The following is a 16,857-nucleotide window of genomic DNA, read 5'->3' as shown; positions in this document are numbered from 1 at the left end:
GGAAAGCCCCTGCTACTACGCAAGGGCTTTTTTGTATTCGTCATCATTCAGCAGGAAATCAAAAGAGAATGCAGAATGTTTTCATCATCATTCAAAACGAAACATAAGGAGAGGATGACATGGGATACTTAGAACAGTTCGCACAAAACCGAAGAAGAAAAGAAAATACGACCGTATTAACCGCAAGGCTGCAAGAAAGCGTTTATGATGATTTCAAGACGTATTGTGATGAACTAGGTCTTTATTCTTTATCTATCAGTGAAGCAGTTTGTTTGCTCGTAAAAGGTGAAATAACAGGGATAGAAGGCAATACAGAAACAGTTGCAAGCATACAACTAGCAGAAGTGAATACAGATGATGACCAAATGAGTGATGATGTAGTTGTAACGAATACAAATGTATACACAAAGAATGATAATGTAGTCAAAAAGAATAAAAGTAAAAGAAAATCAAATACAGTTCGATTCACCACGAAACCATTTCAAATCAATGGTCAGTTACCATGTCCAATTTGCGAGAATGGAAGTTAGACAAAAACTTTACCCGACATGCTAGAAATTATGGAAATACTACCGAAGAAATTTCCATAAATGAGAAATACAAAGAGAAGATCAGCTCGATGATCGCAGAAAAACAAGAGACATTAAAAATACCGTCTTTAGACGGTATCTCTTACTAAACTAACGCACCCGTTAGCCATCCATGCAGCGCAAAATCAGCGCTGCACCACAGAGAATGAAAATGGCTAAGACCGTCTATACTGTTTTAATGCTGGCGAAGAAGGTCTTTGAACTATGGTGCTTTTAAGCCCATCCGTTAGTCTGACTCCAACGACCACGGTGTACCACCGACTGTCGCACCCTTTAGGGGTAGCACTCATGGGAGATTAATCCTTTTTCTGGTTGTTGCGCCAGCTTTAACTGATTTCATTTTAAGTAGAAAGGTTTCACAAGACGATTTACCAGCCATCTTATATACGATCCTTCAAGAGGCTCAGCCTTTTTTTAAAAACTGGTTTTTCTGGGTCTATTTTTTCATGCCCTTTTTCAGTTTTTATTTTCATGGGAGTTTAAGTGTAATCCTTCACAAACAACCTTATATTTAGTGGATAGCCTTTGGAAAAATGATGAGGCCAAAAAATAGGGTTAAATTAGAATCAATTTAAGTTAAAGAATGCCTTTAATCAACGTTTCCGTGTAAACTGGGGAAATTAATGGAGGAAAATAGAAAAATAATACCTTTACTATTTTTCACATTTAAAGATTTTCCGATACTTTTTAGCCAGCAGTTTTTTTCTTTGCATCATATATTTTTACATTCTTGGACTTTTCAATACCATACCTTTTTGACACCTCTTTTTTCTTTGCAGCTCTGCACGTCTTTAAAAGAAACTTAATATTTTTTTTCATTTCCCGATCGTTAATCCTTGCCACCTTTAAAATTTTCTGTATGTCTGCTAAAATTCCTTGAGCAAATGAGATTTTAGCACAAGCTAATTCATAGTTTAACCGCGCTATTCTGTTCTCTCTATATTGTTCCTCTTCACCTAATTCCAACATGCTTATTTCTAAAATCCTAATCTGTTCTTTAATTTTCTCTACAGCAAAATATCTTGAAATTACAATCATACTAAGTTTGTCTTGATCATGTATATTAACCATTTTATGAATATCATCTGATACATCTAAAATTTGCTTTGCTATTAAAGTAATGTTCCTATTTTTCTTGTTTTGTTTGTTTAATTTTCTGAAATTTCTTTCCCCAAATTCCTTTTTCTTTATTTCTATATTTATTTTGATTGTGGATAGTTTTATAAAAAGAGAGCCATAGACAGTTTTATATGCATCGTTAGCTTCCATTATACGATTTCTATCAATCGTTAATTTGTAAGTAACATAAACTCCAATCAATACACCTAATAACAGTGAAGAAATATTAAGTGATAGAAGTTTTTCAATTACGAGTTTACTAATAGCTATTACGTTATCCATCGTTCAGTCCTCCTAAAGTGGGCAGGGGATTAAAAAAATTCACCTGTTTATGTACTTCTAGCTAAAAGCTACGTACTTACTCCAAACCTTGAGGGGGGTTTTCGACAAATTTAACAAATTATTTTCATTTTTTACATATCCTTTACACATCCTATAAAAGATGTGATTTCTCCTATTATTATTTATACTTACACTAATACTCGTAGTTTAAATCGAGGATTATATAAATCCATAAAAGGACTGAATGAAGCAAATCGTGAATGTGAGTTGATTGGTATATGTTAAATAACCAAGTAATTCAATGTCAGACTACGCTTTTCCTTCTTCCACTATCCTGCTTCGTTCGTACAAAAAAAGAGAGCGCCGCAGCGACCCCCATCTTTAGGTATTGCACCCGTTAGTGAAATAAGGATTTTTAGTTTCTTTTTCTACATTGTATAAGGCTTTCTTTTTCAGAAATTCCTTTTTCTACTGTAATTTTATTGATTTCAACACTCTTTTCTGGAGTATCAGTTAATGTGAAATGAATTCTATCATAGGGAATGTCACCATGATGTGAACCATAATTTAACGCACTTGCATAAACAATATGTCTGCGAGTATTACCTTTTATTCTTTCGATTTCTATTCTTGGACACAATATAAAATCTGAATAATTCAACCTGTTAAATCAGGAATAAGGCATACCCGTTTTTCCTTTTCATCGATAATAATAGTAAAAACTGCATCTGTGTCGATATTACTTAATCTTCTAATTTCTGCCGGTATATGGATTGTTCCTTTTTGATTATAAGTACACTTATTTTCTTTTTCAAATCCTGCTTTACTTGTTAATACAATTTTTTTACCATCTATAAATATATTGATAATGTCACCTACTTCAATATTTAATATTTTAGTAAGAGTTTTAGGAATGTACAATTGTCCAGTTTTTCTCAATTTTACTTTATTCAATTTAATCCCTCCCTAAAAATGTTTAGATTAAAATACAAAAGCTAGATGTAGGCATATATTTATCCATAATAAAATTGGAAGGGGGGGCTCCAAAATATAATGAATGAGCCTACATTCATATATTGTAGGCTCGTTCATTTTATTTAACTGCTGTAGTAATATTCCATACGAAGGGATCACCCATTTTGTTCCAATTCTGTATCATCTCTTCTTCTGTCAATAAACAGCGATCTAAAGAAGTTTTCACAACTTCTTTATCCATGTGGATTCCGATCACAACGATTTCATTTTTCCGATCTCCAAACTTTTCATCCCAATCTTCTTTTAATGTCGGGTCTTCTTCGAAATATTGGGCTTGTTGCTCTGTGGACAAGGATGCGATCCAATAAGATACCGGGTCTAATTGCACCGATGGACCTGCTTGCGAAAATAATAAAGCTAAGTCATTCCTGGTTGCGCACCATACGATTCCTTTTGCCCTCACAATTTCTTCTGGCATTTCTTCCACCCAGCGATTGAATCTTTCAGAATGAAATGGGACCGAACTTCTATAAACGAAGGAGCTGATTCCATACTCTTCAGTTTCCGGAGTATGCTCAGGCGCTTCCAGTTCTTTAAGCCAACCGGCAGATTCGCTTGCGGCTTCAAAATTAAACAAACCTGTATTTAAAATATCTGGTGGGCGAACCTTCCCCTTAATTGAACGATGAAATTTCGCTGTAGGCTGTAACTTTCTTAAAAAAACCTCCAGCTGAATTAATTGTTCTTCTTCAAGCAAATCGCATTTATTAAGGATCAAGACATCACAAAACTCAATTTGGTCAATTAATAAGTCTGCAACACTTCTTTGATCCTCTTCACCTACAGCCTGATTTCTTTCCAGAAGGAGATCACCTGAGGCAAAGTCATGCCAAAACCCGTTTGCATCAACGACTGTAACCATCGTATCGAGTTTACAATGTTCTGTAAGATCAATCCCCAACTCTTCATCTATGTAAGAAAAAGTTTGTGCAACGGGTACTGGTTCACTTATACCTGTTGATTCAATCACAATGTAATCTATATTTCCAATTTCGACAAGTCGTTCCACTTCTTTTAAAAGGTCTTCTCTTAATGTACAGCAAATACATCCATTTGTTAGTTCCACAAGCTTTTCTTCCGTTCTGTTTAACCCCCCTCCCTGTTTTACCAATTCTGCATCCACATTAATTTCACTCATGTCATTTACAATAACTGCAACTCTTAATCCATCTCGGTTCTGAAGAATATGGTTTAGTAAAGTGGTCTTCCCTGCTCCTAAATAGCCGCTTAAAACAGTTACCGGAATTCTTTTGTCTTTCATGTTCATTCTCCCTTCCGTTATCCACAAATAATAACCATTACGATTTATACTTTACACATATCTTAATTAACTTGAAATTACTCGGGTAGTAAAGGACATTTATAAATATGCTATTTACTTACTTTGTTTCTCTGTGTATCGTATAGCGTTTCAACCGAGGAGAATATTTCTTTAGTTCGAGTCTTTCCGGATCATTCCGCTTGTTCTTTGTTGTAATATAATTTCTGTCGCCAGTTTCTGTACATTGCAAAGTAATTTTTACACGCATATTTCTTTCCTCCTTAATTTTTCTTTTTCAAATCAAAATGATTACGATTTGCACTTTATCCTAATTTTATTTTAATGTCAAGCGGTAGAACTATAACTTCTTGATTAAAAAAATAAATCGAAATGATTCCTAAATTCATTTACAAACGCATAGATTTATTTTAGAATGTAAAACGTAACGATTTCGTTTTATCACATTCTATAAAAATTTATATATATAAAAGGAGTAATTCTATGAAATTTTCTACACTTATGTCTACCTCTGTTCTAACTTTAAGCCTTTTGTTAACAGGTTGTGGATCCAAAGAAGTTGTAAAAACCGGAGAAAATAATGAAAAAAGCTCTCTAACAGTCTATACCACCATTTATCCGCTCGAGGATTTTACCAAAAAAATTGGCGGGGAATTTGTTGAAGTAAAGAGCATCTACCCTCCAAATGTAGATGCCCATACCTACGAGCCTTCAACAAAAGAAATGATCACCATAGCGAACTCAGATTTATTTATCTATACAGGTGCAGGGATTGAAGGATTTGCAGAAAAAGCAACGGAAGCATTGAAAAAAGAGGAAGTACAAATTTTAAAAGCCGCAGATGGAATTGATCTCATAGAATCTAGTCATTCTGATGAACATCATGAGGATGATAATGAACATTCTGAAGAAGAGGAACACGCAGAATCTGAAGCCCATGAGGAAAAAGGACATGACCATGGTGATTTAGATCCCCATGTATGGTTAGATCCTGTACTATCCATTGACCTTGCCAATAACATCAAAAACTCTTTGAGTGAGTTAATGCCAGAACACGCAACAGAGTTTGAAACCAATTTTAAACAGCTAAAAAACGAGCTGGAAAAACTGGATCAGGAATTTAAAACAACCATTGAGAGTTCAAAGACGAGAAATTTATTAGTCTCTCATGCTGCTTATGGATATTGGGAAAAGCGATATGGCATTGAAACGATTGCAATAACAGGTTTATCACCCACACAAGAACCAACTCAGAAAGAACTGCAAGCAATCATTGAAGAGTCTACAGAACATAACGTTCATTATGTGATTTTCGAGCAGAATGTTTCACCAAAAATAGCAAAAATCATCCAAGAAGAAATAGGAGCAAAGTCTCTTACTCTCCATAATTTAGAGGCTGTGACAGAAGAAAATATTAAACAAAAAGATGATTACTTTAGCATTATGCGAAAGAATTTAGAAACGATCAAAACAGTTTTAAATGACTAACAACAACATGCGACTATCCCTGCCATTTATTACGGCAGGGATTCCCTTACATAGATGGAGCGATAGGTATATATTTAATTTTTATTCATACTCTATTAAATGTACCAAAATACTTTAATAGAATCAGGAGGTTTTTATGTATCGCATTGTTCGCAACCATATCATAGATTTTACAGGTATTATTATCATTGTTTTAGCACTATCACTGCTTTCTTTAAGTACTAGCTTTAAAATCTCCTATGATATACCTCCGTCTTTATTAAATCTAAACACGATATTTTTAAGTATTTTAATAGAGGCACTGCCATTTGTTTTAATAGGAGTCCTCATCGCGGGTGTGATCCAAATTTTTGTAACTGAAGAACATATTCAACGCTGGATTCCAAAAAATAAAGTTTTAGCTATTATCATGAGCTGTGTCATCGGAGCCTTATTTCCAGCGTGTGAATGTGGTATTGTTCCAATTGTCCGTCGTCTCGTTGGCAAAGGCGTACCAATTCATGCTGCCATTGGATTTATGTTGACTGGTCCGCTAATTAATCCGATTGTGATTGCCTCTACTTTTATGGCATTTGGGAACAATTTTAAGATTGCGGGATTAAGAATGGGGTTAGGTTTTTTTGTCGCTTTGATGGTTGCATTGGTTGTTAGCATTATTTTTAGAGGAAATCAATTAAAAACTTCTATCCATACAAGATCCTCACACGCACTCCCTAAAAAAGAATCTCTTTCAACAAGATTTTGGTCGATGCTAACCCATTCCATTGATGAGTTTTTTGATATGGGTAAGTACCTCGTTATGGGAGCCTTTTTAGCTTCATTTGTTCAAACCTATTTGCCTGCAAAAGCACTCTTAGAAGCAGGAAGCGGAACGGTATCGTCTCTATCTGTCATGATGGGCTTAGCTTATGTCTTATCTCTTTGTTCTGAAGCAGATGCGTTTATTGGTGCTTCCTTCAGCAATATTTTTCCAACTTCCGCCATACTAGGATTCTTAATCTTTGGTCCGATGATGGATTTAAAAAATACCCTTATGATGCTGAGCGTATTTCGAGTGAAATTTGTTATCGGTGTGTTAGCTTTAATCATTTCGATTATCTTTATTACGATCATGCTTGTGCAAAGCTTTATTTAAGGGGGGAAAGTCGTGCGATTCCATTTTCTGCAGGCAGTTAGAGCTTTTATTTTACTAGCTTTTTCAGTCATGCTTCTCAAGCTTCATTTTACTGGCGAAATGACAAAATTTATTAATCCAAAATATGAGAGTTTAAGCCAGTCCGCTTCTGTATTATTTCTAATATTGTTTATTATTCAAACGACAAGGATATGGACTGCTAAGGAAAACAGCCAGCATCACCACTGTCATCACGATTCTCACGACCATAATTGTAGTCACGATCATGGAGTCTCTCCTTTTAATACAAAAAAATTAATCGCTTATGTTATTATTGTTTTTCCGTTAGTCACGGGGTTCCTGCTCCCTGCGAAGGTGCTCGACGCCTCTATCGCTGATAAAAAAGGTGGTTTGGCTGTATTAACCAATCAGAAGTCAGAGAAGGAAAAAGAAGAAAAGCCTGCACCTAACAACAGTCAACAGGAAGACCCTGTTATTAATGGAGATCTTGTTGACCTTTCACGTATCGAAGAATTAGTTTATACAAAAGATGAATATAATCAATTAATACAACATCTTTTACAAAGCTCGACTATTAAGATGAATGATGATATTTTTTCTACTTACTATGACGAAATTCAAACGGACATCGAGAAATTTAAAGGGCGAGAAATCGAGTTAAAAGGATTTGTTTATAAAGAAGAAGGTCTTGAACAAGACCAACTTGTGCTATCAAGATTTTTGATTACCCATTGCGTTGCAGATGCCAGCATTATTGGATTCATATCAGAGCTACCGGAAGCCTCATCACTTAAAGAAAATACTTGGATTGAAGTGAAAGGTGTTTTGGATACCACGAACTTTAATGGCACAGAGCTTCCTATCATAAAAATTACCACCTGGAAAAAAATCAATGAACCAAAGGAACCTTATCTCTATCCGATAAGTGTGAAAATTCTTTAGAAAATAGCCTTAGTTCTTTGAACTAAGGCTATTAATATTGACGATACACATAAGGATCCTCTGGTGGACTAATCGTCTCCCATGAAGTCACTTTGAGATACGGGATGGTTTTCTTAAAGGGCTGATAGTAGATGGTTTCGAGTTTTCCACTTACCGTAAGCCACTCATCATTATTAGGGTTAACATCCTCCGGAAGCTCCACTAACATTCCAAACACGCCCGAATCTGCAACACAGTGAATAATTCCAAATCGGAAAAGAAATTTTTGGTTCGCAGCTAATTCATCTTTGCTATAGGAGAATTGTAACTCATTTTAATTTACATTTTTAATGTTTGCGATAGATAATGGAACCCGTTAAGCAAAACTGGGTCTTTTTTTATGAATCACACTTTTTGTCGAGTTTTAGTTGCACTAATATTTACGCTTCATGAATATATATATATCATAGACCAAAAAATTCACACAGAAAGGGGAATCTGCCGTTATGGATGTCTGTATTTCTTGTGGAACGGAATTGTCGATCATGGAGAGAAATCGCTGTGAGTGTTGGGATTGTAGGGATACGACAACCGAAGCTTATACAGAAGATGAATAACCAGCAATCTAATTTAGCCTAAAACAACGAAATTTTTATATACTAACTCCATAACAACAAGAGACACCCAATCCCATTGGATTTGGTGTCTCTTTTTTTTGTATCTATTCATTAACCCATGAAAGGCCAAGCGTGCCGACACCTGTATGTACACCAGCTACTGTTATGAGCATTAATAATTCTGTCTCTATAGCAGGAAAAGTGTCGTTTATTAATTGTTGAAGAACGTTTGCCTTTGCTCGATCGTTCGCATGGACAATGGCCACCTTCTGAACCTTTTTAGTATCAAGGTCAGCCTTTAGATTATCCACCAGCCAAGCAAATGCCTTCTTTTCCGTTCTAACTTTATCTTTAATCTTTGCCGCCCCTCCATCCTCAATGGATAGAATTGGCTTGATATTAAATAGCGATGCAAGTATTTTTTGGCCTCCTGACACCCTGCCGCTTTTATGAAGCTGGTCTAAGTTTGATGGAACCAAAAATAAACGGGTGTGCTCACGTAAGTTGTTTAATTGCGAAACAACCTCATCAATATCTACTCCCTGTTCTATTAGTTCTATGCCTCTTTTCACTAAAAAAGATAATGGATACGAACCTGTTTGTGAATCAATTGCCAACAATTTAAATCCAGCCATTTCTGCAGCCATGACAGAGGTTTGATAGGTTCCGGTTAATGTACTGGAAGCGTGAATGGCAATACCAAAGTCATAGTCTGCTTTTAACCTTTCATAAAGCTCGACGATTTCACCAACATTCGGTTGGGATGACTGGAATTTTCCTTCTTCATTTTTCATTCGTTCATAGAAATCTTCTGCGGTAATATCGATTGTTTCTTTGTAGAATGTATCATTGATTACTACATGCAGTGGAATTACATGTATTTGATGCTGCTCAATAAATTCCTTACTGAGAGAAGCAGTTGTGTCAGTAATCCATGCAATTTTTGGCTTGTTCACTTTTATCCTCTTCCTTCATTGAAATTCTTCAAATATATATATAGGTGATATTTTAATATAGTAATTTAGTAACCACGTTAAATTTATAAAAATGGATACGTTGTCACAAGTTATATTTGTCATGTATGACAAAATTTTGATACATTGGATAGGCTTGAACGTCACATTTCTGACATAATAATAAATGACCAAAATAAGGATGAAACAATGATTCTATCTTTGTCGTCTTAGTACATAGGGAGATTATTGATAGGAAAGGATTTTTATGTTGAAAATTAAATTTAGAGCACTCATTCCATTTTTTCTGCTTCTTATTGTTTTGTTCATTTTCATCAATCATATGGAGACTAACCCTTTTACGGGATCGAATAGGAAACAAAATGTTTCCTTGCCAACCGAACTCCATCCGATTGTGAGAGAACGGTCGGACCAACTAGTCCAACAGTCTGCTGCCAAAGGAATTGTCATCATGATAACGGATGATTTCCGTAGTTCTGAAGATCAGGATCGACTATATGAAAAAGGTCGTACTGCAGAAGGGAATATTGTCACGCATGCGAAAGGCGGAGAATCTTATCACAACTTTGGATTGGCTGTTGATTTTGCTATAAAGACTCCCACCGAAGAGGTCATTTGGGATATGCAATACGATGGGAATCAAAATGGAAAAGGTGATTGGAACGAAGTGGTTGAACTGGCAAAAGCTTTAGGGTTTGAATGGGGCGGCGATTGGAGCCAATTTAAAGACTACCCTCACCTGCAAATGAACTTCGGTTTAACCCTTGCAGAATTGCAGAATGGAGAAAGACCTGCAGACACATCCTTAACAGCCGGTACCAATGATGTAAAGTAATCGTGGTACAGCCGACACTGTCCGCCTGTGGTGGAAAGCGTCCACGGACGGCGAACACCTTTTAGGTGTCACCTTGGTGACAGGCACCGCCTTAGGGTGTTATGATTACTTTATTTCAATCTGAGATTATCCCAATTTGCAGATTTAAAGTGATTGATTGATTTGAAAGAAGTTTGTTTACAATGTTAGTGAGGATCTAAATACATTTCATAGTTGATAGGATGAAAAGATGAAAACTGAGATCAGTTTAAAGGTGAAATCAAAATTCGTTAATAAATTTAAGAACGGCTACCCGCTCATTACAAAGGACACCATTATTAATTCAAATGTTCTAGATGAAGAAGGAATGACCATAAAGCTTGTTGATGAACAAAATAACTTTCTTGCCAAAGGCTATTATGGGAAGCAAAATAAAGGACTCGGCTGGGTGCTTAGCCGAAAAGAAAAGGAGCAGTTCAATCATCATTTTTTTGAAAAGACCTTAAAGGATGCCTTCAGTCAGAGAGAATTTTTTTATAAGAGTTCTGAAACAACGGCATTTCGAGTGTTTAACGGTGAAGGTGATGGAATCGGTGGTTTAACGATTGATTACTTTGATGGTTATTACTTGATTACCTGGTACAGTAAAGGCATATATCATTTTCGGGAATTTATCATAGATTCATTGAAGGAACTGGTGGAGTATAAAGGGATTTATCAGAAAAAGCGCTTTGATGAAAGTGGTAAATACATTGAAGAGGATGACTTCGTCGCAGGCGATAGAGGAGAGTTTCCCATTCTTGTGAAAGAAAATGGTGTCAATATCGCCGTTTATTTAAATGAAAGTGCCATGGTCGGTGTATTCCTAGATCAAAGGGATGTAAGAAAAACTTTACGTGATGTATATTCTAAGGGGAAACGGGTATTAAATACTTTTTCCTATACTGGTGTGTTTTCAGTATTTGCTGCCTTAGGAGGCGCGGTGAAAACGACCAGTGTTGACCTGGCAAATCGAAGCAAAAGTAAAACGATCGAGCAATTTCGTGTGAATGAAATCGATGACAATGCTCAAGATATCATTGTTGAAGATGTATTCAACTACTTTAAATATGCGGTAAAAAAAGGGCTATTGTTTGATGTGGTGATTCTTGATCCTCCAAGCTTCGCAAGATCAAAGAAGTTTGTCTTTAGTGCCGAGAAAGATTATAAAAACCTGTTAAAGGAAGCTATTTCGATAACAGAGGATAATGGAATCATCTTAGCATCAACCAATGCCAGCTCCTTTGGTATGGATAAATTTAAAGGATTCATTGATACAGCCTTTAAGGAATCAAACAAGCGCTATAAAATAATCGAAGAATATTCACTCCCTGAAGACTTCAGAACCAACAAACATTACCCAGAATCCAACTACCTAAAAGTAGTCTTCATCAAAAAGATAAAATAAAAAATTCGGACTGTCCGCCTGAGGTGGACAGTGTCCACGGGCGGTGACAGGCACCATCTTTTCACCATCTTTTCACCATCTTTTCACCGTCTTTTGTACTTGTATTAGAATGAATTTTCTGTTATATTTATTTATAATTAAATATTTTCTTACTTCATTACCTTATGAAGTGAGGATAGAGGCGCAAAGACCATTAGTACACAGTTTGAGGATGATGAGGTCCTAGGATGATTGTGGAAAGGGGAATTTGCCGAAGCTGATAGAATCTCATTTATCTTGAAGCTGGTTCTGCTATTGAAGAAATACAGAACTGTCATATAGGTATCTATATGGAGGGCTATCTTACGCAATGGAACGGTTTATTATTATGTTTCTACTGCAGTAGCGAACCCTCGTTGCTGCTTTTTTGCGTTAACTTTTGTTGGCCTGATCCACCTCTAATTTTTCAAACAAAAATTATCCAAAGGGTGAGTATATTGAATTTTGGCCAAGTATTAACAGCGATGGTAACACCATTTGATCAGCACGGAGAAATTGATTACAAAGCAACTAGAACACTAGTAAATTACTTAATTGCAAATGGTACTGATGGATTAGTAGTAGCAGGAACCACCGGCGAGTCTCCTACATTAACAACAGACGAAAAAGTTTCTTTATTTAAATTCGTTGTCGATGTTGCAGCTGGCAGAGTCCCAGTCATTGCTGGTACTGGCTCAAATAACACGAGAGCTTCTATTAGCTTAACGAAACAGGCTGAAGAAGCGGGCGTTGATGGGATTATGCTTGTAACTCCATACTATAATAAGCCATCTCAAGAAGGTATGTATCAACACTTTAAAGCAATTGCCGAAGCCACTTCTCTTCCAGTAATGCTTTATAATATCCCTGGACGCAGTGTAGTAAACTTGTCAGTGGAGACCTTAGTCCGCCTATCAGAAATTAGAAATATCGTAGCTGTAAAAGAAGCTAGCGGTAATTTAGATGACATGGCTGAAATCATTAGCCAAACACCTGCTGATTTCACTTTATATAGCGGTGATGATGGATTAACGATACCTGTTTTAGCCATAGGTGGTGCTGGAGTTGTCTCAGTGGCCTCTCATATCATTGGCAATGAAATGCAGGAAATGGTTACGCTATTTAAAAATGGACGTGTGCAAGAAGCAGCGGTTTTACATCGCAATCTTCTCCCCATCATGAAAGCATTATTTGCTGCACCAAACCCTTCACCGGTAAAGGCTGCATTGAATTTGCAAGGCGTTCAAGTTGGAGGCGTTCGCTTACCATTAATTCCTTTAAGCGAAGATGAAAAGTCTTCACTGCAAAATGTTTTAGAAGCTAGCAAAGTTAAACTTTTGGTATAAGTTTGCTGCATAGTACCTGGCCATCATAGTAAGTAGTTCAGTTTTGGTGGAGAAACATACGAAATAACATACCAATTTGCAGACCAAATCTCATATTAGTTTGGTCTGTTTTTATTTTCCTATCAAATCAATGATTAGTGGATTATAACATACCAAATACACGGTAAATCTCATCCAAAATAACATAATGGCAATAGCTTTTGTCGTTATGTTATTTTGCATGTTAAAGGGTAATTGTATTTTTATGTTAATATAAATATAGGGTGCGTGAAGGATTTTTCTTAAACTAACGAGTGTAGGTTAAGTAAGGAGGTGCGATAAATATAAATAAAATTAAAACAATAGTAATTTGTATGTCTATTGTACTAATAATTTTACTTGCTTTTACTTTTTTTGAAATCATCTTTTTGAGATTACTCGGATTACAATATAATTCAATTGGTGCTTTAGTACTTTTCTTTGTTATGTACATATTCCTTGAAATACCTCTCTCTCTCATTACAAATGCGATACCAAAGGCTTTAAAATCTGTCGGTATTTTTCAAACAAGTAAGGGCTGGTTATCGTTTATTTTAAATACAGGTTTCACTTTTGCGTTAATTGATTTACTCGATAACTTTATGGATAATATTTCGATTACTTGGCAAGGTTCACTCATATTCGCATTGATTACTGGACTTATCAGTTGGAAATTTAAAGAGGAAGATGATGAACCACCAATGATTGATAGTGTAGAATTTGATAAAATAGGCAAAAGATTTAATTCTAAGAAATAAACCATTGAATAAGACAAGCATTGCGAAAAATTTCACTTTTTAAAGCAATGCAGTTTAGTTAAATAAAACAAGTAAAATTAAAACGCATGGATTTCATTATTAAAGGGTTCCGTTTTGAGGTGCTTTATCGAAAAATCGTGCCAAAATGACATTAGTTTTGACTCTGATAATGGCTATAAAAAAAAGCGAAACTCGCCACAGTTGAAGTGAACCAAAAAAGTTAGACATATCTATATTAAGCAACCTGTTGGATCTGAGACCGGTATTCTATTGGGCTCAGGTCCTTTAACTTACTCTTCATGCGGATATTGTTGTAATAGTAAATATAATCATGTAACTCCTGTATAAAGTGCTCTATATTTTCAAAATCCTGAAGGTAGAGGAGTTCTGTCTTTAGAATGCCAAAGAAGTTTTCAATAACTGCATTATCGAGACAGTTTCCCTTCCGGGACATGATTTGTGTAATATTCCTGTCTTCCAGAGTTTTTTGGTACTTTGCCATCTGGTAATGCCATCCTTGATCGGTGTGGAGGATTAACTTATCCTCTGGTTTTAATACCTCTAAAGCTTGTTCAAGCATGTCGCCCACTAAATCAAAAGAGGGTCGGAACTTAACTGTATAGGAGATAATCTCACTATTGAATAAATCAAGAATAGGTGATAAGTAGAGTTTCTGTCCAAAAAGGTTGAATTCTGTTACATCCGTTACCCACTTCTGGTTAGGCTTATCAGCTTGAAAGTCCCGATTTAGCACGTTAGGGGCAACTTTCCCTATATTTCCACGATAGGACTTATATTTCTTCATTCGAACTTGGCACTTGATCCCCATCTGGTTCATTAGCTTAAGGACAGTCTTGGGGTCAAGAATCAAGCCTTTCTTATCAAGCTCTTTTTTAATGTTACGATGTCCATAACGACCTTTATGTTGGTGATAGATCTCTTGTATTGCCTCTTTAACCTCAGCGTATTTATCAGGGCGGTCCATGTGTTTTGTCCAATAATAATACGTACTTCTTTTAATCCCCGCAATCTTGATCAGCTCAGCGACTTTATAGTCATTCCTTAGTTCAAAAATTACTTGCGCTTTGATTTTTGTTGTAATTTTTTCTGTTCCTGAACTAAGGCATTCAACTTTTTTAGATATGCGATCTCCATTCGTAAACGTTCGACTTCTTGGATAAGGGATTCATTTGTTTCGTTGGTCAAATCGTTCTTCTTTCTTTCTTTTGTCATGGGAGGTCGCCCCTTCTTTTTTGGTAAGAGGGCTTCCGCTCCTTCTGTGTCAACAGCTCTCCTCCAAGCACTGATGGTTGAGGGATCGGGAATTTTAAATTTCGCCGCTGTATCATTAAGAGATGCCCAATTGTCGTCCATATATTTGAGTACCTCCATTTTAAACGCAGCAGAGTATTTTGTATAACTTTTTCTTAAGGAATCCTCTCCATGTTCCCTATAAAGATTTATCCACTTTTGAATTGTTTTATGAACAGTGCCTAGCTTATTAGCAATATCACGATGTGACAGGGTTCCTTTTTCATACTCTATTACTGCCCATAACTTGTCCTCAAATGTAAATTTAGCCATATAAAAAACTGCACCTCCATTGTTAGTTTTGTGTCTAACAATTTTGGTGCAGTTCACAGTTGGCGAGTTTTCTTCATTAAAAATACCTGTTCCTTATTGAATTAAAGCACCCGTTAGTTCCATAAGAAAATGAACAAAAAAGGGTAGAAGCAGATATTGTATCTGTTTTTCTACCCTTTTATTTTTCAAACTAATTAAAGTTTACTTGGCTATTAATAAAATTGTTTGATTCTAGTTTTTATAGCATTTGTTTTTATTTATTGTTGTTTTGTTTCATGATGTAGTGGTGGTGGAACTAGCCAACCTTTATCTTTCATGATTTGCAATAATGCTGCTCCATCTATTGTTTTTTTTGCACCCATTTGACCAAATAATAATCCAACATCTTCACGAATTGATTGACTGGCACCTTGTCCGCATGCTACAACCCCAGCTGCAATATCGGCAGCTACCATATAAGCTATTTGAGCATCTTGTAATCTTGCTCCAACTGGAATCTGTTCGAGATCAGCTTCAGGTCGTTCTGCTGGTGTAGGTGGAACTGCGATATCGTTTTGTAGTAATACTACTTCTATATTTTTGATAGAAGGTTTGATGGATGATTCAATTACTTGTTTTAAAAACGCTTTTAATTCTTGATCACCTGTATGGTTTATAAAGACTTGATATCCATCTAGTGCAGCTTTCGTGACTGATAAAGCGCTCCATAAACCAAATACTTCTCCATAATGCAAAGGTTCATCTTGAGGATTTCCACTTAAAATTCCCATAATTATTTTACTTCCCTTCGATAATAAATTCATACTATTCTCCTTTTCATGGAATAAGTACAAATGATATTCTTTAACAAAAAAATAGAAATTATGCTAAAAGTTTTTTTAATTTATGGGTTTATTTACCTTGGTTCTTATTTAACTAAACTGCTACTTAGTTCAATAATCAAAAAAGCGATCCTTCGTTCTTGAAGAATCGCACCACTTTATTGAATAAGCTAAAAGCTTTCCTGTTGATCTAGAGACCATATGTATTAAAAAAATCAGGAAACGAAAGAATTAGCACTAATCCTATAATTGCAGTTGAAAAAAAACAAATCCAACTTATTATTTTTACTTTTTTATCAATTTCAGCTTTTTTCTCTAATTTACCAATGTAGGAAGTAACTAAGAATAAACAAATTAAAGGAATAACTCCTATAAAATTAACTCCTAAAATAGATTTATCTACCAAAAACAAAACTACAACTAGTACAATCACTGCAATTGATATTCTATTTATTATTGTATGAATATTAATCTCCTCCTGACATTATATACGGATGAAAAGTTAGAAAGTTTCGCTTATTAATACAGATAGGTAAGGGTTTGAAGTTATCGCCTCCTTTTCCCCCTGTTCACACCGTACGTGCGACTTTCACCGCATACGGCGTTCCAAC

The 16,857-nt window shown here is 35.6% G+C and carries 17 protein-coding genes, 1 pseudogene and 1 riboswitch; of the genes and pseudogenes, 8 read left to right on the top strand and 10 right to left on the bottom strand.

Annotated features, from left to right (window positions below; all coding sequences use genetic code 11):
• The first annotated feature begins 119 nt into the window (after positions 1 to 119).
• Positions 120 to 530: a hypothetical protein gene (locus J2Y03_RS24115; RefSeq protein WP_310199241.1), complete on the top strand. Its 411-nt coding sequence runs from the start codon at positions 120 to 122 to the stop codon at positions 528 to 530.
• 747 nt (positions 531 to 1,277) lie between these two features.
• On the opposite strand, the gene J2Y03_RS24110 is transcribed toward J2Y03_RS24115, so the two are convergent.
• The 5 genes from J2Y03_RS24110 to rpmG form a co-directional block, all read right to left on the bottom strand.
• Entirely contained in the window at positions 1,278 to 1,991 is a 714-nt protein-coding gene (locus tag J2Y03_RS24110; RefSeq protein WP_310199239.1) for a hypothetical protein, read from the bottom strand.
• A 415-nt stretch (positions 1,992 to 2,406) separates the two neighbouring features.
• Complete coding sequence (locus J2Y03_RS24105) at positions 2,407 to 2,652, bottom strand: hypothetical protein (RefSeq protein WP_310199237.1); 246 nt, start codon at positions 2,650 to 2,652, stop codon at positions 2,407 to 2,409.
• Positions 2,649 to 2,945 (bottom strand): AbrB/MazE/SpoVT family DNA-binding domain-containing protein, encoded by a 297-nt coding sequence (locus J2Y03_RS24100; protein WP_132095405.1) that lies wholly within the window; start codon positions 2,943 to 2,945, stop codon positions 2,649 to 2,651. Before J2Y03_RS24100 ends, J2Y03_RS24105 begins: the two co-directional genes overlap by 4 nt.
• Positions 2,946 to 3,084: 139 nt before the next feature.
• Positions 3,085 to 4,287 (bottom strand): GTP-binding protein, encoded by a 1,203-nt coding sequence (locus J2Y03_RS24095; protein WP_132095403.1) that lies wholly within the window; start codon positions 4,285 to 4,287, stop codon positions 3,085 to 3,087.
• Positions 4,288 to 4,405: 118 nt separating this feature from the next.
• On the bottom strand, positions 4,406 to 4,555 hold the full coding sequence (gene rpmG, locus J2Y03_RS24090; RefSeq protein WP_034674496.1) for a 50S ribosomal protein L33: 150 nt from the start codon (positions 4,553 to 4,555) through the stop codon (positions 4,406 to 4,408).
• A gap of 233 nt (positions 4,556 to 4,788) precedes the next feature.
• On the opposite strand from rpmG, the gene J2Y03_RS24085 reads away from it, so the two are divergent.
• The 3 genes from J2Y03_RS24085 to J2Y03_RS24075 all read left to right on the top strand — a co-directional run bounded on the left by J2Y03_RS24085 (position 4,789) and on the right by J2Y03_RS24075 (position 7,870).
• Complete coding sequence (locus J2Y03_RS24085; protein WP_132095401.1) at positions 4,789 to 5,793, top strand: metal ABC transporter solute-binding protein, Zn/Mn family; 1,005 nt, start codon at positions 4,789 to 4,791, stop codon at positions 5,791 to 5,793.
• A 136-nt stretch (positions 5,794 to 5,929) separates the two neighbouring features.
• On the top strand, positions 5,930 to 6,928 hold the full coding sequence (locus J2Y03_RS24080) for a permease (protein WP_132095399.1): 999 nt from the start codon (positions 5,930 to 5,932) through the stop codon (positions 6,926 to 6,928).
• A gap of 12 nt (positions 6,929 to 6,940) precedes the next feature.
• A complete protein-coding gene (locus J2Y03_RS24075) occupies positions 6,941 to 7,870 on the top strand; it encodes a TIGR03943 family putative permease subunit (protein ID WP_310199233.1) in 930 nt (309 codons plus the stop codon).
• A 31-nt stretch (positions 7,871 to 7,901) separates the two neighbouring features.
• Here J2Y03_RS24075 and J2Y03_RS24070 read toward each other — a convergent pair.
• Both J2Y03_RS24070 and J2Y03_RS24065 read right to left on the bottom strand, forming a co-directional pair.
• Positions 7,902 to 8,159: pseudogene (locus J2Y03_RS24070) on the bottom strand (TIGR03943 family putative permease subunit); the annotation flags it as partial.
• Positions 8,160 to 8,570: 411 nt separating this feature from the next.
• Positions 8,571 to 9,422, bottom strand: a complete 852-nt coding sequence (locus J2Y03_RS24065) for a DegV family protein (RefSeq protein WP_310199231.1) — start codon at positions 9,420 to 9,422, stop codon at positions 8,571 to 8,573.
• 265 nt (positions 9,423 to 9,687) lie between these two features.
• On the opposite strand from J2Y03_RS24065, the gene J2Y03_RS24060 reads away from it, so the two are divergent.
• From J2Y03_RS24060 to J2Y03_RS24045, 4 genes are all read left to right on the top strand, one after another.
• Positions 9,688 to 10,275 carry a M15 family metallopeptidase gene (locus J2Y03_RS24060; RefSeq protein ID WP_310199229.1) on the top strand — a complete coding sequence of 196 codons (588 nt, stop codon included), beginning with the start codon at positions 9,688 to 9,690 and terminating at the stop codon, positions 10,273 to 10,275.
• Between the two features lie 229 nt (positions 10,276 to 10,504).
• Positions 10,505 to 11,701, top strand: a complete 1,197-nt coding sequence (locus tag J2Y03_RS24055) for a class I SAM-dependent rRNA methyltransferase (protein WP_310199227.1) — start codon at positions 10,505 to 10,507, stop codon at positions 11,699 to 11,701.
• Positions 11,702 to 11,869: 168 nt separating this feature from the next.
• Positions 11,870 to 12,049: riboswitch (Lysine riboswitch) on the top strand.
• A gap of 128 nt (positions 12,050 to 12,177) precedes the next feature.
• A complete protein-coding gene (gene dapA / locus J2Y03_RS24050; RefSeq protein ID WP_310199225.1) occupies positions 12,178 to 13,065 on the top strand; it encodes a 4-hydroxy-tetrahydrodipicolinate synthase in 888 nt (295 codons plus the stop codon).
• A gap of 317 nt (positions 13,066 to 13,382) precedes the next feature.
• Positions 13,383 to 13,841, top strand: a complete 459-nt coding sequence (locus tag J2Y03_RS24045; protein ID WP_310199433.1) for a YrvL family regulatory protein — start codon at positions 13,383 to 13,385, stop codon at positions 13,839 to 13,841.
• 235 nt (positions 13,842 to 14,076) lie between these two features.
• Here the strand turns inward: J2Y03_RS24045 and J2Y03_RS24040 are convergent.
• From J2Y03_RS24040 to J2Y03_RS24030, 3 genes are all read right to left on the bottom strand, one after another.
• Positions 14,077 to 15,425 (bottom strand): IS3 family transposase gene (locus J2Y03_RS24040; protein WP_310199223.1). Its coding sequence is split into 2 segments (ribosomal slippage): positions 14,077 to 14,981 and positions 14,981 to 15,425, totalling 1,350 coding nucleotides; the frame shifts between segments, so codons are not numbered across the junction.
• A 257-nt stretch (positions 15,426 to 15,682) separates the two neighbouring features.
• Positions 15,683 to 16,195: a DUF3231 family protein gene (locus J2Y03_RS24035; RefSeq protein ID WP_310199431.1), complete on the bottom strand. Its 513-nt coding sequence runs from the start codon at positions 16,193 to 16,195 to the stop codon at positions 15,683 to 15,685.
• A gap of 241 nt (positions 16,196 to 16,436) precedes the next feature.
• Positions 16,437 to 16,652 carry a hypothetical protein gene (locus J2Y03_RS24030; RefSeq protein ID WP_310199221.1) on the bottom strand — a complete coding sequence of 72 codons (216 nt, stop codon included), beginning with the start codon at positions 16,650 to 16,652 and terminating at the stop codon, positions 16,437 to 16,439.
• Positions 16,653 to 16,857 lie beyond the last annotated feature (205 nt).

The organism is Neobacillus niacini (genome assembly GCF_031457145.1).
Lineage (GTDB): Bacteria > Bacillota > Bacilli > Bacillales > Cytobacillaceae > Neobacillus > Neobacillus niacini_J.
Note: the sequence above shows the minus strand (reverse complement) of the source record. Positions and strands in the feature narration are given on the sequence as shown.

Coding starts and splice junctions, on each gene's coding strand:
- J2Y03_RS24080 (WP_132095399.1), top strand. CDS start 5,930: ATGTATCGCATTGTTCGCAACCATATCATAGATTTTACAGGTATTATT.
- J2Y03_RS24035 (WP_310199431.1), bottom strand. CDS start 16,195: ATGGGAATTTTAAGTGGAAATCCTCAAGATGAACCTTTGCATTATGGA.
- J2Y03_RS24055 (WP_310199227.1), top strand. CDS start 10,505: ATGAAAACTGAGATCAGTTTAAAGGTGAAATCAAAATTCGTTAATAAA.
- J2Y03_RS24110 (WP_310199239.1), bottom strand. CDS start 1,991: ATGGATAACGTAATAGCTATTAGTAAACTCGTAATTGAAAAACTTCTA.
- J2Y03_RS24060 (WP_310199229.1), top strand. CDS start 9,688: ATGTTGAAAATTAAATTTAGAGCACTCATTCCATTTTTTCTGCTTCTT.
- J2Y03_RS24095 (WP_132095403.1), bottom strand. CDS start 4,287: ATGAAAGACAAAAGAATTCCGGTAACTGTTTTAAGCGGCTATTTAGGA.
- rpmG (WP_034674496.1), bottom strand. CDS start 4,555: ATGCGTGTAAAAATTACTTTGCAATGTACAGAAACTGGCGACAGAAAT.
- J2Y03_RS24115 (WP_310199241.1), top strand. CDS start 120: ATGGGATACTTAGAACAGTTCGCACAAAACCGAAGAAGAAAAGAAAAT.
- J2Y03_RS24085 (WP_132095401.1), top strand. CDS start 4,789: ATGAAATTTTCTACACTTATGTCTACCTCTGTTCTAACTTTAAGCCTT.